The organism is Trueperella sp. HMSC08H06 (assembly GCF_001808465.1).
Taxonomy (GTDB): domain Bacteria; phylum Actinomycetota; class Actinomycetes; order Actinomycetales; family Actinomycetaceae; genus Trueperella; species Trueperella bernardiae.
The window spans coordinates 97,887-115,003 of sequence record NZ_KV793370.1 but is presented as its reverse complement, the minus strand read 5'-3'; the positions used below and the strand labels follow the sequence as shown (position 1 = coordinate 115,003).

The window sequence follows — 17,117 nt, the reverse complement described above, 5'->3', positions numbered from 1 at the left end:
TGGTTATGTGGTGACCAACACCAAGGACACGCCTCCGGGGCCGACCCCGCACAAGCCAGAAAAGCCGCGTGACCCGATGCCACGCACGGGTGTTGAGATCGGCATGACCGTTGCCCTTGCGCTTGGCCTGCTTGGCGCTGGCGTGGCGCTAGTTAGGCGAAACCGGGCGTAACAACACGCCACGCGCAACCTAACAAACAGGTAGCGCTTAGCCCGTAACAGTTTGGCCGGCCACTCCAAGTGAAGTGGCCGGCCAAACTCATTTAAAGCATGTAGCGCGCGGACTTTATCCTACTGGGGGTGCCGACCGCGCGCGTCCTCGTCGCACATCAACGTGTGGGGCTCGCAGTAACGCGGATCGGACGGGTCTACCCACGTGTAACCGTACTTGCCGGCCTCCGCGGGATCAGCGCCTTGTCCTTACCACGCCAGCTGAAGCCGGTGAGCTGTCATCTACCATCCCTTAATCGCTGGTGGCGGTGCTGTCCTACTGCTCGAGCAGCTTGTTCACCCGCTCCACCTTCGCCGTGATCTGGCCCGTGTAGCCCGGGCGGATGTCGGCCTTCATCACCAGCGAGATGCGCGGCGTGTGCTTCTCCAGCTCCTCCACGCACGCCTTGACCACGGCCATCACCTCATCCCACTCGCCCTCGAGGGTGGTGAACATGGAGGTGGTCTCGTTCGGCAGTCCCGACTCATTGACGATCTTCACCGCCGCGGCTACCGCCTCGGAAACGGAGCCGTCGGGCTGGTCGGAGGTTTGCGGGGCGATCGAGAACGCAAGAAGCATGGTATTTCCTTTCATCAAGAACCGCCCCAAGTTTATGCGATTGTGCGACCTTCGGCACTTTCGCACAAGGTGCCCGTGGGCCGTGCTACAACGCTCATATACTTGTGCCACCGTGCCAAAGACATGTCACGATGCCGAACAGAAATGGAGACAAACATGCCGCTGTGGGAGTTTATTGGATGGGCGGGATCCGTGCTCGTGATCGTCTCGCTCATGGTGCCAAGCATCCGCCGATTCCGGGTGCTCAACCTCCTGGGCTCCTTCATCGCCACCGTCTACAACATCTACTTCGGCATTTGGCCCTACGCCGCCATGAACGGCGTGATCGTCATCATCGACGCCTACTGGCTGTGGCGCCTCACCCGCGACGACGGGGAACGCGGCTACTCCGTGCTCGACGTCGACGCCGGAGAGCCGCTGGTCGCCCGCTTCCTCGACCGCCACGCCGCCGCCATCGCCGAGGCCTTCCCACGCTTCGACCGCGCTGCCCTCCCCAGTGCCCGCGCCTTCCTCCTCATGCACGAAGACGAGGTCATCGGCCTGTTCGCCCTCCGCCCAGAGGGCGACACCGGCCACATCCTCATCGACTACGTCACCGAACGCTTCCGCGACCTTACGCCCGGCGCGTTCCTCTACGGCAACGCCTCGCTGTTCGAGGGCCTCGCGGTTAACTCCGTGGCGGTGCCCCTGCGCGACGCCGCCGACCCCGTGTACTTTGCCAAGCAAGGCTTCGCCGATCGCGGCGACCTGCTGGTCCGCGGCGTCTGAGATTTAGGGGGCGGGCGCTGGGGCGGCGGGCGCGGGGATGATCTGCCGCAGCTGGCTCAAGGCCGCCGAGAGTTTCTCCCTGCTACCGGCACCCAGACCGACCACGATGCCTGGCCGCCGACCCCGCCCCGACCAATACTGACCGAGTGACTCCACCGCCAACCCCGCGTGCCGTGCGCGGGCGAGGGCGGTGGTTTCGTCGTCGTCGGACAAAGGAATAATGGCGCCAAGCCCGCCGTCCATCGTGCGGCCCTCGGGGAAAATCCGCTCGAACAAGCCGCGGCGGTGCTTGTATTCGCGGCGCATGCGGGCCGTGTGGAGGCGAAGGCCGTCGGCGGCGAGGAAGTTGGACAGCGCGTCCTGGGCGATGCCGGAGACGGGGATGAGGCGGGCCTCGATAGCGGCGTGCAGCCCAGGCGGGGCGATCACGTAGCCGAGGCCGAGGGCGGGCGTGAGGGTCTTGGCGAAGGAGCCGAGCAGGGCGGTGCCTGTGGGGTCGAGCGCCACGAGCGCGGGGTGGGTGGCGCGCAGTTCGGAGTCGTAGTCGTCCTCGATGAGGAGCGCGCCCGGGGTGGCGCGGCGCCATTCGACCAGCTCGCGGCGGCGGGATGCGGGCATCTGCAGGCCGAAGGGGAACTGGTGATTCGGGGTGACGAGTGCGGCGGCGGGCGCGAGGACATGAAGCGCCGCCGGGGAGAGGCCCTCGCCGTCTGTGGTGACCGGCATGGCGTCCCAGCCGATTGAGGCCGGCACCGCGCGGAGCGAGCCAAAGCCCGGGTCCTCGACGGCGAGGCGGTGGGGGTGGCTGGTTTGGGTTTGGCCGGTTTGGGCGGAGGCGGCGAGCGCGGCGAGAGTGGCGCGCAGGCCGTCGCGGGCGCCGGCGGTGATGAGGATCCGCTCCGGGTCGATGCTGACGGCCCGGGTGAGGCGGAGGTGCTCGGCGAGCAGATAGCGCAGGCGCGGCGAACCCGGGCTGGGGTAGGCGTGCGGTTCGGCCACGGCGGCCCGCCAAGCTGCGCGCCAGGCCGAACTGGTCAGTGCCTCTAGGGGCGCGCCAGGGCGGAGCAGGGACGGGGGTGACGGTGTTATTGGCGAAGGTGAACGAGGGGAGGAGGGCTGGGCGGTGTCGACGAGGGCCGGGTGAATGCGGCTGCCCGAGCGGGAGGCGAGGAGGATGCCCTCGCCTTCGAGCTGTTCGTAAGCGCTGACAACGGAGCCGCGGGAGACGCCGAGTTCGTCGGCGAGGGCGCGGGTGGAGGGGAGGCGGTCGCCAGGGGTGAGAGAGCCGGACTCGAGGCGGGCGCGGATGTCGGCGACGATGGTGGCGGGAATGGAGGGCACGGGGTACTTCCTGGGATGCGGGGGTATGGGTGGTCTAAAAATGTAGGCGAGAAGTGGACTTAATTGTAGACCATACGCGGGCGAGAATGGAGACCATGAGTTACACCATTGAAGACAACAAACTCCAACTCGCAGCCGGTCTCAAGGGCGGGGTGATCATGGACGTGGTCACCGCCGAGCAGGCCAAGATCGCCGCGGAGGCGGGGGCCGTGGCCGTCATGGCACTCGAGCGCGTGCCCGCCGACATCCGCGCCGAAGGCGGGGTGGCTCGCATGTCCGACCCCGACCTCATCGAAGGCATCATGAAAGCCGTGTCTATCCCCGTCATGGCCAAGGCGCGCATCGGCCACTTCGTCGAAGCGCAGGTGCTGCAGGTGCTCGGCATCGACTGGGTAGACGAATCCGAAGTGCTCTCACCCGCCGACTACGTCAACCACATCAACAAGCGCGAGTTCACCGTACCGTTCGTGTGCGGGGCCACCAACCTCGGCGAGGCGCTGCGCCGCATCAACGAAGGCGCCGCCATGATCCGCTCCAAGGGCGAGGCAGGCACCGGCGACGTCTCCGAAGCCACCAAGCACATCCGCCAGATCACCAAGGAAATCGGCGAGCTTAAGGGCCTGACCGAGGATGAGCTGTTTGTTGCCGCCAAGGACCTCGCCGCTCCCTACGACCTCGTGGCCCAGGTGGCCCGCGAGGGCAAGCTGCCCGTGCCGCTCTTCGTGGCCGGAGGCGTGGCCACCCCGGCAGATGCCGCCATGATGATGCAACTCGGCGCGGACGGAGTGTTCGTGGGCTCCGGCATCTTCAAGTCCGGCGACCCCAAGGCCCGCGCCGCCGCCATCGTCAAGGCCACCGCCTCCTTCGACGACCCGCAGGTGATCGCCGAGGTCTCCCGCGGGCTGGGCGAAGCCATGGTGGGGATCAACGTGGCCGACCTGCCGGCCCCGCACCGGCTGGCAGAGCGCGGTTGGTAGAAGCGCGCCCGCAGGCCGGCAAGACTGGCCCGGCCGCGCCAGCCAGCTGGTAGCCCGGCGGGGCGGCCGGCTATGCTTACGGTCGTGATCGAACCTTTTGGCGTCCGCCGCCGCACCCGCCCCGAGGTCCTGGCCCCGGCCGGCAACCTCGCCACCCTGAAAACCGCCTTCGACTTCGGCGCTGATGCGGTCTACTTCGGCGGCCAGGAATTTGGCATGCGGTCGGCCCCGAAAAACTTCACACTGGAGGATATCGCCGAGGCGGTCGCCTACGCCCATGAGCGCGGCGGGCGCGTGTTCGTCACCTGCAACATCCTGCCCACCTCCGCCGAGGTCACTTCCATGAACGAGTACATGGGCCAACTGGGGGGAGATCGGGGTGGACGCCCTCATCGTCACTGACATCGGGGTGCTTATGGCCGCCCGCCAGGTGGCCCCGAACACGGAGATCCACGTCTCCACGCAGGCGGGGGTCACGAACTACCAGGCGGCGAACGCGCTGGCCCAACTGGGCGCCACCCGTGTGGTCTTGGCCCGCGAGCTCAGCCTTGCCGACATCCGTGAGCTCCGCGCTCACACCCCTCCCGAGCTGGAGATCGAGGCCTTCGTGCACGGCTCGATGTGCATGGCTTTCTCGGGCCGCTGCCTTATCTCCCAACACACCACCGGCCGTGACGCCAACCACGGCGATTGCGCCCAGTCCTGCCGCTACAAGTACCACGTGGTGGAGGAGCGCCGGCCGGGCCAGTTCATCCCTGTGGAGATCACAGACCAGGGCACGTTCCTGTTCAACTCCAACGATATGAACACGCTCACCCACATCGACGACATCCTCGACGCCGGAGTCACCTCCCTCAAGATCGAGGGCCGCGCGAAGAGCGCCTATTACGTGGCCGCCATGACCAACGCTTACAAGACGGCTGTGGGGGAGTACATGGTCCAGCGCGGTTTCGAGGACGCCGCCGGCGCAACCCTCGTCCCCTTCCACGACCAGGTCCACCTGCCCGCCGCCCCTCGCCCGGCCACCCCCGTCACCTTCCCGACCTGGCTACACGACGAGCCGTTCAAGGTCACCCACCGTGCCTACTCCACCGGCTTCTACTACCCGGAAAACCCCGCGGGCGAGGAGATCCACAGGGGCGGCTACATTAACGAGTGGCTGCTCGCGGGAATCGTCACGGGCTACGACCCCGCAACCTCCCGCCTCCGCCTGCACGCGAAGAACAAGCTGGCCCCGGGCAAGGAGATGGAGATCCTCTTCCCGGGCTCGGCCCCCGTGGCGATGGCCGTCCCTGCCGACGGCCTCCAGGACGCCGACGGCAACCCCGTTGCCGAGATCAACTTCCCCGCGCGCGAATTCTCGATGCCCTGTCCGGTACCCGTGCCCGTGGGCGCGATGGTCCGGGTTCGGGCCCGCCTCCACCACGCCGGCTAAGAGCCGCACGGCCGGGCGCGAGCTGGGCGGCGGCGTCGTCGGAAACCACACGGAAACGCTACCTGAACGTACGCAGATGGCTTCGCGAACGGAATCCCGCCAATCCGTCCCGGGACCGTCCGGCCACATCCGGATCATCCCCACGGGCAAAGGCCTGTTCGGGCGCGAAAAGCAGGTGGGGTACGAGGCGGCCCGCAAGGGCGAGAAGAAAACCGAAACGGAAGACATCCGCGTCAACGAGACATTCAACGTCTATTGCACCGACGAGCTCTCGGCTCGCACGCTCCTCAACCTTTACGTGCTCCGCGCGCTCGTGGGCTACGAGGAGCAGTGCCCGGTCACGGTCACGTTGTGGACCGGGTTGCCCCGGTGGGGTGGCGGACGTAGGTTTTTTGTATGTCCCCTGCTTCCCCGTCCGCGTTCGCGTTGGCCCTGAAAGATGCCCTGCCGGTCGGTTTGGGCTACGTCCCGCTCGGGATGGGCATGGGGATGACGCTGACGGGCGCGGGCCTCGAGTGGTGGTGGGCGCCGATCTTCGCGGTGTTTATCTACTCGGGGTCGATGCAGTACCTGGTGGTCCCAATGATCGTGACCCGTGAGCCGATCGCTGTCGTTGCGCTTGCCACGTTGTTCATCCAGTTCCGGCACGCCTTCTACGGGATCAGCTTCCCACTCCACCTGGTGCGGCATCTACTGGCCAAGCTCTATTCGATACACGCGCTCACCGACGAGGTCTACGCCGTGGTCGCCTCCAAACCCTGGGAAGAGCTGACGGGGGAGCGCGTGGTGTGGATCCAGGTCTTCGCTCATTCCACGTGGATATTTGGGTGTACGCTCGGGGCGCTCGTGGGCCTGGCCGTCCCCATAGACTCACGGATCCTCAACTTCGTCCTCACCTCCCTGTTCGTGGTGCTCATGCTTGAGTCCTACCTGGCCAACCGCAAGCGGGTGGACTTCGCGCTCGCCGCCGTCATCGGCGTGGGGGCGCTGTTCCTGCCGTCTTCTGTGTACCTGTTGGCCGCGCTGGTCCTGTTCACAGTGGCGCTGCTCATTGCCTCGCGTGTCGAGTCGGTGGTCGGGGAGCCTGTCGGCGCGCTGGGCAGGGCAGTGAGCCGGCCGGGCCGGGAGCGCCGCACCGAGCACAGCCGGGAGCGAAGGGACTCCATGCCATGAACTACATTATTGCGATCATCGCTGTCACCACGGCCATCACATTCTCTCTGCGAGCCGCGCCCTTTGTGTTCCTGTCCAAGGTCCGCGACTCCGAGACCCTCGCCTACCTCGGCGCCGCCATGCCCGCGGGCGTGATGCTGATCCTCGTCATCTTCACCCTCCAGGACGTCACCTTTGCCAGCGCCGATTCCTGGATGCCTCCGGCCGCCGGGGTGCTCACCACGCTCGGCGTGCACTTGGCTTTCCGCAAGGTCCTGGCCTCGCTGCTGGCGGGTACGGGGATGTTCGCGTTGGTCCTCGCGCTGGTTAGCTAGCCTCGGCGGGACCGCCAACCCAAATTATCGGCACCCACTCGGGCTCGCGCACCCTGTCTTGGCGCTGTGCCGACAGAAGTCGTGAATATACCGGTTGCCGATTTCTATAGGGGCCTGGTCGCCTTCAGATTCACGAGTTGTGCCGGGGGCCGACTAGAGCCGGTCTTTGGGGCTGGTCAGTCAGCCGTCAGCTCCTCGATCGCGCGTTCGAGCATCGTGGGCCCGGACATCGTCAGCACCGACTCGGGGTGAAACTGGAAGCCGAGTGCCTTGCCGTCCCGGCTGCGCGCGGCCATGACCACGTCACCGATCTGCGTGGGAGTGGTGGCAAGCGCCTCCATCTGCTCGGGCACGTCGGTGCAGCCGAGCGAGTGGTAGCGCGCCACGGGCACGGAGCGTCCGGGCTGGTCGGGGAGCGTGTCGGTGGCGAGGCCGGCGAAGATAGGGCTGGCCAGGCCAGCCTCGGTCAGGGTCATGGGAATCGCGCGGCCATGCTCGGGTCCACACGCGCGCACCACCCCGCCCCAATGCTCGAGCAGGGCCTGAAAACCCAGGCATACGCCCAGGATCGGGATCTGACCCACCACCGTGTCGATGAGTTCCATCATCACGCCCGCCTCGCGCGGGTGGCCCGGCCCGGGCGAGAGGCAGATCATCTCCGGGCCCAGGTCGGTGATGGCGGACACCGGCGTCGTATTGCGCACCACCACGCACTCCCGGCCCGTGCCGGCGAACGCGTCCAGCAGGTTGTAGACGAAGGAATCTTGGTTATCGAGCAGGACGATCATCGCTCCACCTCCAGTTTCTTACCCTGAGCTCGGGCGATGGCTTCCAGGACGGCCCGGGCCTTGTGCAGGGTCTCATCCGCCTCGGACTGCGGGTTCGAATCGCGCACCACGCCCGCGCCCGCCTGCACGGCCGCCACGCCGCCGGCCACGAACGCCGAGCGAATCACGATGCACGTGTCCATCGACCCATCCCCGCGCAGGTACCCGATCGCACCCCCGTACGAGCCGCGCCGGCGCCCCTCGAGCAACCGCAGCAGCTCGGTTGCCTTGATCTTCGGCGCGCCGGTCAGCGTGCCCATGTTCATGCAGGCCCGGTAGGCGTCGAGTGCGTCCATGCCGTCGGCCAGACGTGCCGTCACCCGCGACACCAGGTGCATCACGTGCGAGTACCTGTCCACCTGCAGCAGCGCCGCCACCTGCCGGGTGCCGGGCGTGGCCACGCGCGCGAGGTCGTTGCGCGCCAGGTCCACCAGCATCGTGTGTTCGGCGAGCTCCTTGGCGTCCGTGCGCATGTCGAGCTCAGCGCGGATGTCCAGCTCGTGGCTGATCGCCCCGTCCGCCCCACGCCCGCGTGGCCGCGTGCCGGCGATCGGGTAGAGCTCGACCTCGCGGGTGGCCGCGTCAAACTTTAGGTTCGACTCCGGCGACGCCCCAAACAGCTCGAACGGCTTCCCATCGCGCCCCACCCCGCGCTGGAAGAACATGTACGGACTCGCGTTCGACTCCTTCAGCCTGGCGTACGCCGCCGCCGCTTCCGGGCACGCCAGCGTGAACGTTCGCGCCGGCACCGCCTGGTAGATGTCCCCGCGGACGATCGCCTCCTTCATCTGCGCCACGATCTCCCGGTATCCCGCGTCGCTGATGTCTGCTTTCGCTTTCACAACGCCGTTCGGGCCGGCCGCGTCCGCCGCCGGCGTTGCACCAGGGGAGGCTTGCGCTGCCGCGAGCGCCTCCTGCGCGTGCGTCAGGGCGGAGGCCAGATCGTCGACGTCGGAGCCGGTACCCGTGGCGTCAGCCTGGATGAGCTCGGCCGTGCGAGCCGTGTGGTCCACCACCAGCACCACCTCCCCGAGTACGAACTGGTAATCGGGGCAGGTGTTGGCCGACTCCGCCACGCCCGGCAGGTCCTCGAAGGTGGCCACGTAGTCGTAGGCGAAGGTGCCGCCTACCCATGGCTGCGCGTCGCCGAAGTCGAGGGCCAGCAGTCGGCGCAGGGGCTCCACGGTGGAGGGTGCGAGCAGGCGGGCCCGCTCGTCGACGTCGTGCGACACTTCGAAGATCGCCTGGTTGCCCTCCACGCGGCACAGGCCGGAAAGCCCGGCGAGAACGTCCTCGGCAATGATGCGCCCGGTGGCCGTGAGCGGCTCGAGCGTGACCGACTGGCCTTCGCAGGTGGCGCGCACCGACGCGCGTAGGATCGCGATGGAGGTCAGACCCTGGCGGGTCTCGATGTCCGCCGACTCCAGGAGCATGAGTGTGGAGGGGTCGTAGCCGGAGTCGCGCGCGTCCAGGTAGGGGATGAGCGCCGCTACGTCGTCGACGTAGGGCACCTGCCTGCGGTAAATCTTCATGTCTGCCCTTTCCGGCGAAGGCTACAAAAAAGGCTCGTAGCTTTCGCACGAGCCTTGGGGTCAACACTGGAAGGCTCGTCTAGAGCCACCACCACTGACCGTTGTTCATGGAAACAATTTAGCAGGCGGGGGAGAGGTGCTGCTCGCCGAGTCCGGATTGTAAGCTGAAAACAGTCCTACCCGTTGATGATGTCCAACGTCACCCCGCGGCGGAGCAGAATCCGTTTGCGCACCACCCATACGAGGCCCAGCACCACGAACCAGACCGGGGTGAGCAGGGTGGGCACGCGGGTGGCAGGGAAGTAGACGAGCACGCACGCGATGAACGCGATGAAGGCCAGTGCCAGCCACGGGGTGACGGCCGCAAAGTGGAGTTTGAACTCGGAGGCCTCGTGCGCGGCGCGGTGACGCCTGCGGTAGCGGATGTAGGAAACAAGGATGAGCGCCCAGATGAACAGGATGAGCGTGGTCGCCACCGCGGCGATGAGCTCGAAGCCTTTGAGCACGCTGCCGCCCACGAACAAGATCGGCAGGTAGATGAGGATCAGCAGGCCGATGAACAGCAGGGCCCGGCGCGGCACGCGATGTGAGGACAGCCGCCCGAACAGGCGCGGCGCCTGGTGCGACTTGGCTAGCCCGTACATCATGCGCGAGGAGGAGAAGATCCCCGAGTTCGCCGACGACGCCGCCGACGTCAGCACCACGAAGTTCATCACCGACGCCGCTGCCCCCAGCCCGACCATGGCGAACACGGAGACGAAGGGGGAGGTCTCGGGGTTGATGGCGTCCCATGGCGTGATCGCCATGATGACCGCCAGCGCGCCCACGTAGAACACCGCGATGCGCAACGGCACCTGGTTGATGGCGCGCGGGATCGTGCGCGTGGGGTCCTTGGTTTCGGCGGCAGTGGTGCCGATCAGCTCCGTACCGATGAACGAGTAAATCGCGATCGAGAACGCGCCCAGGAACCCGGAGGCGCCGGTGGGGAAGAAGCCCCCGTGGTCCCACAGGTGGGTGAACGACGCCGGCTCGCCCGTCGGCCCCGTAAAGCCGCTGGCCACCATCACCACGCCCACGGCGATGAGGGCCAGGATCGCAGCGATCTTGATGAGCGCGAACCAGAACTCGACCTCACCGAAGAGCTTGACCGTCAGCAGGTTGATGACCACGAGCAGCGCGAGCAGTCCGAGCGTCACGAACGCCGAGACGGTGATGTTCTTGATCCAAAAGTTGAAGTAGCCGGTCACCACGATCATGTCGCCGATCGCGATCACCACCCACAAAAACCAGTACGTCCACCCCGTCACGAATCCCGCCCACGGGCCGATGAGGTGATGGGCAAAATCCTGGAACGACTTGTAGTCAAGGTTGTGGATGAGGATTTCGCCCATCGCGCGCATGATAAGAAACAGCACCAGGCCCAAGATCATGTAAACCAGGATGATCGACGGGCCCGCCGAATGGATCGTCGACCCCGATCCCATGAACAGGCCCGTGCCAATCGCCCCTCCCAGTGCGATCAGCTGGATGTTGCGGTTCGACAACCCGCGATGGAGGGTCTCTTCCTGTTCATGATCCTCGACTGGCATACGTGTCCTTTCACTTCGCGCACGTCTATGCCGAATCTATGCCCATTTGCGCTCACGACGCCGCAACTCGGCCTGCCAGAAAGCTCACGTTTGGGCACAACCCGGCCAAAAGGAAGGTGGCGGCCGCGAGGGCCGCCACCTTCGAGGGACCTAAGCCTTAGAAGGCCGGGGTCACCTCACCGTTGGGGTAGGTCTCCTCGATGAACTTGGCAACCTCCGGGGAATGCAGCAGCTCGTCAAGCTTCTTGATCGCGTCAAGCTTGCCGGAGTCCGCCTTCCACGCCAGGATGTTGGCGTACGGGTTGTTCTCACCGGACTCCAGCGCGAGCGCGTCCTTCGCCGGAACCAGACCCGCCTCAAGGGCGAAGTTGCCGTTGATAATAGCCAGGTCGACGTCGGGAAGCTGTACGGGGATCGACGGCGCCTCAGACTCGCGGATCTGCAGGTTCTTCGGGTTGTCCTTGATGTCGTAGATCGTGGGGCTGTCCACGTCCTCCAGCGTAATGAGACCCTCGGTCTCGAGCAGCCACAGGCCGCGCGCCTGGTTCGACGGGTCGTTCGTCACCAGCACGACGCCACCCTCGGGCACGTCGTCAAGGTTGGTGACCGTCTCCGAGTAGATGCCGAAGGGCTCGATGTGAACGCCCTTTCCGTGGTCGAAGTCGTAGCCGCGATCCGCGATCTGGGCCTCGAGGTAGGGCAGGTGCTGGAAGAAGTTGGCATCCAGCTCGCCAGCATCCAGCGCTACGTTCGGCTGGACGTAATCCGTGTACTCCTTGATCTCCAGCTGCAGGCCCGCGTTCTCGGCCAGGTTGTCCGCCACGAACTGCAGGATCGGGGCGTGCGGTACCGGGGAAGCGCCAACCACAAGGGTGGTCAGGCCGTCGGCGGAGGCGGACGATGACGTCGTCGACTCCGAGCTGTTAGCAGAACCGTTGTCAGAAGAGCACGCCGTGAGGGCGAGGGCCGCGGAGGCCACGAGAGCAAAAATCTTACGCATGATGAATCCTTGTCTAATGGGTACGAAAGTGGAGGCTAAGACTGAAGCGAGGTCCCGGATGGCTGCGCCTTAGCGGTGGTCAACCATCCGGCTCAGCATGTCGCCGAGCCACTGGATCATCTGCACCATGAGCAGGATGACGACAACGACAATCACAATGACGTCGAAGTTGTAACGCTGGTAACCCTGGTTAATCGCGAGCGCGCCCAGGCCGCCGCCACCCACGGCGCCAGCCATCGCCGAGTAGCCCACAATCGTGATGACGAGGATCGTCACCGAATTTATGATTGAGGGCAGGGCCTCGCGCACCAGCACGTCCCACATGATGCGCACCGCAGGCGCGCCGGTCATCTGCGCGGCCTCCACCTTGCCCGGCTCGACTGCGAGTACGTTCGACTCGACCATGCGGGCGAAGTAGGGGATCGCGGATACCGCGAGCGCGATGGTGAACGCCAGCCAGCCGGTCGCCTTGAGGAACGGCAGGCCGATGCCGCGGATAAAGAAAAGGACGATGATCGCCAGGATGATGAACGGGATCGCGCGGCCCAGGTTGACCAAGGCGCCCACGATCTTGTTCGTGGTGGGCGCGGCGATGAGGCCGCCTTTGCGGGTCTCGGACAGGATCAGGCCGATCGGAATCCCGATCGCCACAGTGATGAGCGACGACAGGCCAACCATGTAGATCGTTTCCAGGACCGCCGGCCACAAGCCGCGCGCGATCGCCGGGTTGGAAAACCAGGAATCCGTGGCGAGGAAGATGTCGAAACTCATGCGCGCACCTCCGCGTGAATGCCGTCGGCTGCGAATGCCTGAAGAGCGTGGGAAACCTTCTGCGCCGGAATCGCCAGCGCGAGGCGGCCCACCTGCATCTCTCCCACCGACTCAAACAGGCCGGCCGCGATGTCGCCGCCGAGCTCGGCCACGCGAGCCATCACCTTCGAACCCGTGGGGATGCCGGGGCGGGACGTGAAGTAGATGTCGACCAGGGTGTCGTCGCGTAGGCACTCCGGCTCAACTTCGGGCAGCGGGATCAGCTTCTTGGCCAAGCGCGACTCGGGGTTCGCGAGCGCGTGGTCGATCGAACTCGATTCGACGATCCGGCCCGCGTCCAGGAGGGTTGCCGACGTGCAGATCTTACGCACCACGCCCATCTCATGCGTGATGACCAGGATCGTCACCCCGAGCTGCTCGCGCACGTTCTTCAGGAGGTCGAGGATCTGGTCGGTAGTCTCCATGTCGAGTGCCGAGGTGGGCTCGTCAGCCAAAACCACCGAGGGGCGGATCGCCAACGCGCGGGCGATGCCGACGCGCTGGCGCTGGCCACCCGACAGCTGCGCAGGATAGGACGCCCCGCGGTCCGCAAGGCCGACGAGGTTGAGTAGCTCAGCCACCCGCGCGTCACGTTCGGCCTTCGGGATGCCCGAGACCTTAAGCGGATATTCAATATTTTCGGCCGCCGTGCGGGCCTCTAGCAGGTTCGCGCCCTGGAAGACCATGCCGATGCGGCGACGCTCTGCGCGAAGCGGGCGGCCCGAGAGAGTGGTGAGGTCCTTACCGTCCACGAGAATGGCGCCGGAGGTGGGCTTTTCCAGGGCCGTGAGACAGCGGATGAGCGTGGACTTGCCCGCGCCCGATTCGCCTACGATGCCGTGGATTTCGCCGTCCATGATGGTGAGCGAGAGGTCGTCGAGTGCCACAACGGACTCAGCTCCCTTGCGGGGGTACACCTTGGTGACCCCTTGCAGCTCAATCATGGTTCTCCTTCTTCGCCACCGGTCCAAACGCTGCCGAGGTGGCGACCTGTCCGGTGATTACAGTGAACAGTAAACACGTCGATCCTTGGCGCTGCAAAAGGATCTCACCCTTCGGGTGAAGTGTAGGCAAGGTCACGGGCCGGCCTGGCAAACACACGGGGTGCCCGGGACCTCACGTCCCGGGCACCCCGTGCTGTATCAGCCGAACCTTACAGCCCCGGACGCTTCCCCAACGTGACGGACACGGTCTGGGAGCCGGCAAAGAAGTCGTTGCCCTTGTCGTCAACCACGATGAAGGCGGGGAAGTCCTCCACCTCGATCTTCCACACGGCCTCCATGCCCAGCTCCGGGTACTCGAGGAGTTCGACGTGCTTGATGCAGTCCTCGGCCAGCTGGGCGGCGGGGCCGCCGATCGAGCCGAGGTAGAAGCCGCCGTACGTCTTGCACGCGTCGGTCACCTGCTGGGATCGGTTGCCCTTGGCCAGCATGATCATTGACCCGCCCTCGGCCTGGAACGGGCCCACGTACGAGTCCATGCGTCCCGCCGTGGTGGGGCCAAAGGAGCCGGACGGCTTGCCCTCCGGGGTCTTCGCCGGGCCGGCGTAGTACACGGGGTGATCCTTCATGTACTGCGGCATACCCTCGCCCTTGTTCAGGCGCTCTTGGATCTTGGCGTGGGCGATGTCGCGTGCCACGATGATCGTGCCGGTGAGCGACAGGCGGGTCTTGACCGGGTACTTGGTCAGCTCGGCGAGCACGTCCTTCATCGGCTGGTTGAGGTCGATGCGCACCACCTCGTCGCCTGCGGTGTGCCCGATCTCCGCGTCCGTCTCAGCCGGGTAGAACTGGCCCGGGTTGAATTCGAGCTGTTCGATGAATACGCCTTCGGGCGTGATCTTGCCCTTCGCCTGACGGTCCGCAGAGCAGGACACCGCGATCGCCACCGGCAGGGAGGCTCCGTGGCGGGGGAGGCGGACCACGCGCACGTCGTGGCAGAAGTACTTGCCGCCGAACTGAGCGCCGATCCCGATCTTGCGGGTCATCTCGAGGACCTGCTCCTCCATGTCGAGGTCGCGGAAGCCGTAGCCCTCTTCGCCGCCGTGGGTGGGTAGCTCGTCGAGGTACTTGGCCGAGGCGTACTTCGCGGTCTTGAGCGCGTACTCCGCCGACGTTCCGCCGATCACGATCGCCAGGTGGTATGGCGGGCAGGCGGCCGTGCCGAGCGAGCGGATCTTGCCCTCGAGGAATGGCATCATCGAGTCGGGGTTCAGGATCGCCTTCGTCTCCTGGTACAGGTAGGACTTGTTCGCCGATCCGCCGCCCTTCGACATGAACAGGAAGTGGTATTCGTTTTCGTGCCCGGGTTCGGTGTCCGCGTACAGTTCGATCTGCGCGGGCAGGTTGGTGCCGGTGTTCCTCTCTTCGTACATGGTCAACGGCGCGTTTTGTGAGTAGCGCAGGTTGTACTTGCCGTACGTGTTTTGTACGCCGCGCGAAAGCGCCCGCTCGTCGACGCCGGGGGTCAGCACCCGCTGGCCGCGCTCGCCCTTGATGATGGCCGTGCCGGTGTCCTGGCACATGGGAAGCACGCCGTCGGCCGCAATGAGCGCGTTGCGCAGGAGGGTCTTGGCCACGAAGCGGTCATTCGGGGAGGCCTCCGGGTCTTCCAAGATCTTCTCCACCTGCTTGAGGTGGGCGGTGCGCAGGTAGAAGTTGATGTCGTGGAACGCGGTCTCAGCCAGCAGCTCCAGCGCCGACTCGTCCACCTTGAGGAACGTCATCCCATCGGGGCCCTCCACGGTCTCCACGCCTTCGGTGGTGACCAGGCGGTATTCCGTCTTATCCGGCCCGACGGGCAGCATGTCCCTGTACTTGATATCGTCCATGAAAGTCTCTCTCTACTAGGCGTAAAACCCCTCGCTTAAGAGGATAGGAGCTGCCTCCGACATTCCGCGGGCATAATGGCCTAATGCAACACGACACTCACGAAATTGACGTCCATTCCCGTCGCGGGGCTACCATGAAGGCGTGAACGACGATTCCCAACTCCAACGCGGCCTCACCTCGGCACAGGTTGCCATGATTGCCCTGTCCGGGGCGCTCGGCACCGGGCTTTTCCTCGGCTCGGGCTCGGTCATCGCCTACGCCGGCCCCGCCACCGTCATCTCTTACGCGCTCGCGGGCAGCCTTGCCCTGGCGATTGTGTGGGCGCTGGCTGAGATGGTCACGGTCCACCCGGTCCCCGGCGGGCATGGCGCGGTGGCGGCGTCGTACCTGGGGCGCTTCGGCGGTTTCGTCACGCGTTGGAACTTCGCGATCACAATGATGGTGGCAGTCGGCGCCGAGGTGGTCGCCTCCGCCACGTACCTCACCTACTGGTTCCCCGCACTCCCGCTGTGGCTCGGCACAATCCTGTGCTCGGTGTTCATCGGCGCGCTCAACATGTTTTCCGTCCATCTCTACGGCTCGTCTGAGTACTGGTTTTCAATGATCAAGGTAGTGGCGATCGTCGTCTTCATTTTGCTCGGCCTGGCCGTGGTGCTGGGGCTTGGGGCCAACGACGCCGTCGGCGTGCGTTACCTGACCGAGGGCGGCTTCCTGCCCAAGGGCGTTGGGGGAGTGCTGGCGGCGGCGTGTATGGCGGTCTTCGCCTTCGGTGGGATTGAGAACGTGTCGGTGGGCGCGGCCGAGTCCGCCAACCCCACCCGCGATATCCCCCGCGCCGCTCACACCATGATCTGGCGCCTGCTCATCTTTTACGTGGGCGCGATTCTCGTGGTCCTCATGCTCCAGCCCTGGACGCTGACGGCAGCCGTGGCCGGCACGGTAGAACAGTCACCGTTCGTCAAGGTCCTGGAGATCACGGGCGTGGCCGGCGCCTCGCACGTGATGAACGCCGTGCTCATCGTCGCCGCGCTCTCGGCCGCAAACGGCTGCCTCTATTCCTCCAGCCGCATGTTCCACTCACTCGCCGTCGACAGCGAAGCCCCACGCTTCGCCAGCCGCACCAACGCCAAGGGCGCCCCGCGCGGAGCCGTGGGCCTCGCCATGTGCGGAATGGCACTCGCCGCTGCGCTCGCGATCCTCAGCCCGGGCAACGTGTTCATGTGGCTGTACGGCATGGCCACCATCGGCATTCTCGTCACCTGGGTGATGGTGATGAGCACCCACATCGCCTTCCGCGCCAAGCGTGCCCGGGCCGGCCTGCCCCTGCCCACCAACCGGCTGTGGGGCAGCCCCGTGACCAACGTGGTGGTCCTCGCCGCGAGCGTGGCCATCTTCATCGCACTCTACTGGCTCATGCCGATCGCCTGGTATGCGGGCGTGCCCTACATCCTCGCCCTGTCGGTGGGCTACTGGTTGCTCTCGCGCTCGCGGGAGTTGCCCGCCCCACGCGACCTCCTGGCCGAATCCCTCGCCGCGCAGGCCGGCAAGTAGGAGATCTACCAGCGCGAACAGCCGCACACCGACGTCGAATACGGCCTGCTGGCGGGGTACACCGTGGAGCTCGCCGGGGTAAGCGGCCGGGCGCCGAAGGTAAGATACCTTGCCACGGCGTCGGGAGACCAGAAGGCCCGCATCGCCGAACGCTACTAGGCCGCGCGGACGGCGTCGTG

Annotated in this window: 18 protein-coding genes; 9 read left to right on the top strand and 9 right to left on the bottom strand. The window is 65.9% G+C overall.

Annotated features, from left to right (window positions below; translation table 11 throughout):
- The first annotated feature begins 76 nt into the window (after positions 1–76).
- A complete protein-coding gene (locus HMPREF3174_RS09690) occupies positions 77–172 on the top strand; it encodes an MYXO-CTERM sorting domain-containing protein (protein WP_210382950.1) in 96 nt (31 codons plus the stop codon).
- A 315-nt stretch (positions 173–487) separates the two neighbouring features.
- On the opposite strand, the gene HMPREF3174_RS08800 is transcribed toward HMPREF3174_RS09690, so the two are convergent.
- The gene (locus HMPREF3174_RS08800) at positions 488–790 is read right to left on the bottom strand and encodes a thiamine-binding protein (RefSeq protein WP_068538952.1); all 303 of its coding nucleotides are present in this window, start codon (positions 788–790) and stop codon (positions 488–490) included.
- Between the two features lie 156 nt (positions 791–946).
- On the opposite strand from HMPREF3174_RS08800, the gene HMPREF3174_RS08795 reads away from it, so the two are divergent.
- On the top strand, positions 947–1,558 hold the full coding sequence (locus HMPREF3174_RS08795) for a YgjV family protein (RefSeq protein WP_062613758.1): 612 nt from the start codon (positions 947–949) through the stop codon (positions 1,556–1,558).
- Between the two features lie 3 nt (positions 1,559–1,561).
- Here HMPREF3174_RS08795 and HMPREF3174_RS08790 read toward each other — a convergent pair whose 3' ends face one another.
- Positions 1,562–2,899, bottom strand: a complete 1,338-nt coding sequence (locus HMPREF3174_RS08790; RefSeq protein ID WP_083200602.1) for a MocR-like pyridoxine biosynthesis transcription factor PdxR — start codon at positions 2,897–2,899, stop codon at positions 1,562–1,564.
- Between the two features lie 95 nt (positions 2,900–2,994).
- On the opposite strand from HMPREF3174_RS08790, the gene pdxS reads away from it, so the two are divergent.
- From pdxS to HMPREF3174_RS08765, 6 genes are all read left to right on the top strand, one after another.
- Positions 2,995–3,876, top strand: a complete 882-nt coding sequence (gene pdxS / locus HMPREF3174_RS08785; RefSeq protein WP_062613854.1) for a pyridoxal 5'-phosphate synthase lyase subunit PdxS — start codon at positions 2,995–2,997, stop codon at positions 3,874–3,876.
- Between the two features lie 84 nt (positions 3,877–3,960).
- Positions 3,961–4,278 (top strand): peptidase U32 family protein, encoded by a 318-nt coding sequence (locus HMPREF3174_RS09590; RefSeq protein ID WP_246783086.1) that lies wholly within the window; start codon positions 3,961–3,963, stop codon positions 4,276–4,278.
- Positions 4,256–5,311 (top strand): U32 family peptidase C-terminal domain-containing protein, encoded by a 1,056-nt coding sequence (locus HMPREF3174_RS08780; RefSeq protein WP_246783085.1) that lies wholly within the window; start codon positions 4,256–4,258, stop codon positions 5,309–5,311. The genes HMPREF3174_RS09590 and HMPREF3174_RS08780 overlap by 23 nt, the downstream gene beginning before the upstream one ends.
- 76 nt (positions 5,312–5,387) lie before the next feature.
- Positions 5,388–5,747, top strand: coding sequence for a DUF3137 domain-containing protein (locus HMPREF3174_RS08775; RefSeq protein WP_068538954.1), 360 nt, complete (start codon positions 5,388–5,390; stop codon positions 5,745–5,747).
- A complete protein-coding gene (locus HMPREF3174_RS08770) occupies positions 5,708–6,484 on the top strand; it encodes an AzlC family ABC transporter permease (protein ID WP_070448388.1) in 777 nt (258 codons plus the stop codon). Before HMPREF3174_RS08775 ends, HMPREF3174_RS08770 begins: the two co-directional genes overlap by 40 nt.
- Entirely contained in the window at positions 6,481–6,798 is a 318-nt protein-coding gene (locus HMPREF3174_RS08765) for a branched-chain amino acid transporter permease (protein WP_068538956.1), read from the top strand. Before HMPREF3174_RS08770 ends, HMPREF3174_RS08765 begins: the two co-directional genes overlap by 4 nt.
- 176 nt (positions 6,799–6,974) lie before the next feature.
- On the opposite strand, the gene HMPREF3174_RS08760 is transcribed toward HMPREF3174_RS08765, so the two are convergent.
- From HMPREF3174_RS08760 to HMPREF3174_RS08730, 7 genes are all read right to left on the bottom strand, one after another.
- A complete protein-coding gene (locus HMPREF3174_RS08760; protein ID WP_068538957.1) occupies positions 6,975–7,586 on the bottom strand; it encodes a glutamine amidotransferase-related protein in 612 nt (203 codons plus the stop codon).
- Positions 7,583–9,157, bottom strand: coding sequence for an anthranilate synthase component 1 (locus HMPREF3174_RS08755; RefSeq protein ID WP_062613765.1), 1,575 nt, complete (start codon positions 9,155–9,157; stop codon positions 7,583–7,585). The genes HMPREF3174_RS08760 and HMPREF3174_RS08755 overlap by 4 nt, the downstream gene beginning before the upstream one ends.
- Before the next feature lie 176 nt (positions 9,158–9,333).
- On the bottom strand, positions 9,334–10,746 hold the full coding sequence (locus HMPREF3174_RS08750) for an amino acid permease (RefSeq protein WP_062613766.1): 1,413 nt from the start codon (positions 10,744–10,746) through the stop codon (positions 9,334–9,336).
- 157 nt (positions 10,747–10,903) lie between these two features.
- The gene (locus tag HMPREF3174_RS08745) at positions 10,904–11,746 is read right to left on the bottom strand and encodes a MetQ/NlpA family ABC transporter substrate-binding protein (protein ID WP_062613767.1); all 843 of its coding nucleotides are present in this window, start codon (positions 11,744–11,746) and stop codon (positions 10,904–10,906) included.
- A 69-nt stretch (positions 11,747–11,815) separates the two neighbouring features.
- On the bottom strand, positions 11,816–12,517 hold the full coding sequence (locus HMPREF3174_RS08740; protein ID WP_062613768.1) for a methionine ABC transporter permease: 702 nt from the start codon (positions 12,515–12,517) through the stop codon (positions 11,816–11,818).
- Positions 12,514–13,500 (bottom strand): methionine ABC transporter ATP-binding protein, encoded by a 987-nt coding sequence (locus HMPREF3174_RS08735; RefSeq protein ID WP_068538960.1) that lies wholly within the window; start codon positions 13,498–13,500, stop codon positions 12,514–12,516. Before HMPREF3174_RS08735 ends, HMPREF3174_RS08740 begins: the two co-directional genes overlap by 4 nt.
- A gap of 209 nt (positions 13,501–13,709) precedes the next feature.
- The gene (locus HMPREF3174_RS08730; protein ID WP_068538961.1) at positions 13,710–15,386 is read right to left on the bottom strand and encodes a fumarate hydratase; all 1,677 of its coding nucleotides are present in this window, start codon (positions 15,384–15,386) and stop codon (positions 13,710–13,712) included.
- Positions 15,387–15,528: 142 nt separating this feature from the next.
- Between HMPREF3174_RS08730 and HMPREF3174_RS08725 the strand changes: the two genes are divergently transcribed.
- Positions 15,529–16,938: an amino acid permease gene (locus HMPREF3174_RS08725; protein ID WP_070448387.1), complete on the top strand. Its 1,410-nt coding sequence runs from the start codon at positions 15,529–15,531 to the stop codon at positions 16,936–16,938.
- Positions 16,939–17,117: the final 179 nt, after the last annotated feature.

Coding starts and splice junctions, on each gene's coding strand:
- HMPREF3174_RS09690 (WP_210382950.1), top strand. CDS start 77: ATGCCACGCACGGGTGTTGAGATCGGCATGACCGTTGCCCTTGCGCTT.
- HMPREF3174_RS08800 (WP_068538952.1), bottom strand. CDS start 790: ATGCTTCTTGCGTTCTCGATCGCCCCGCAAACCTCCGACCAGCCCGAC.
- HMPREF3174_RS08795 (WP_062613758.1), top strand. CDS start 947: ATGCCGCTGTGGGAGTTTATTGGATGGGCGGGATCCGTGCTCGTGATC.
- pdxS (WP_062613854.1), top strand. CDS start 2,995: ATGAGTTACACCATTGAAGACAACAAACTCCAACTCGCAGCCGGTCTC.
- HMPREF3174_RS08775 (WP_068538954.1), top strand. CDS start 5,388: ATGGCTTCGCGAACGGAATCCCGCCAATCCGTCCCGGGACCGTCCGGC.
- HMPREF3174_RS08770 (WP_070448388.1), top strand. CDS start 5,708: ATGTCCCCTGCTTCCCCGTCCGCGTTCGCGTTGGCCCTGAAAGATGCC.
- HMPREF3174_RS08765 (WP_068538956.1), top strand. CDS start 6,481: ATGAACTACATTATTGCGATCATCGCTGTCACCACGGCCATCACATTC.
- HMPREF3174_RS08760 (WP_068538957.1), bottom strand. CDS start 7,586: ATGATCGTCCTGCTCGATAACCAAGATTCCTTCGTCTACAACCTGCTG.
- HMPREF3174_RS08755 (WP_062613765.1), bottom strand. CDS start 9,157: ATGAAGATTTACCGCAGGCAGGTGCCCTACGTCGACGACGTAGCGGCG.
- HMPREF3174_RS08750 (WP_062613766.1), bottom strand. CDS start 10,746: ATGCCAGTCGAGGATCATGAACAGGAAGAGACCCTCCATCGCGGGTTG.
- HMPREF3174_RS08745 (WP_062613767.1), bottom strand. CDS start 11,746: ATGCGTAAGATTTTTGCTCTCGTGGCCTCCGCGGCCCTCGCCCTCACG.
- HMPREF3174_RS08740 (WP_062613768.1), bottom strand. CDS start 12,517: ATGAGTTTCGACATCTTCCTCGCCACGGATTCCTGGTTTTCCAACCCG.
- HMPREF3174_RS08735 (WP_068538960.1), bottom strand. CDS start 13,500: ATGATTGAGCTGCAAGGGGTCACCAAGGTGTACCCCCGCAAGGGAGCT.
- HMPREF3174_RS08730 (WP_068538961.1), bottom strand. CDS start 15,386: ATGGACGATATCAAGTACAGGGACATGCTGCCCGTCGGGCCGGATAAG.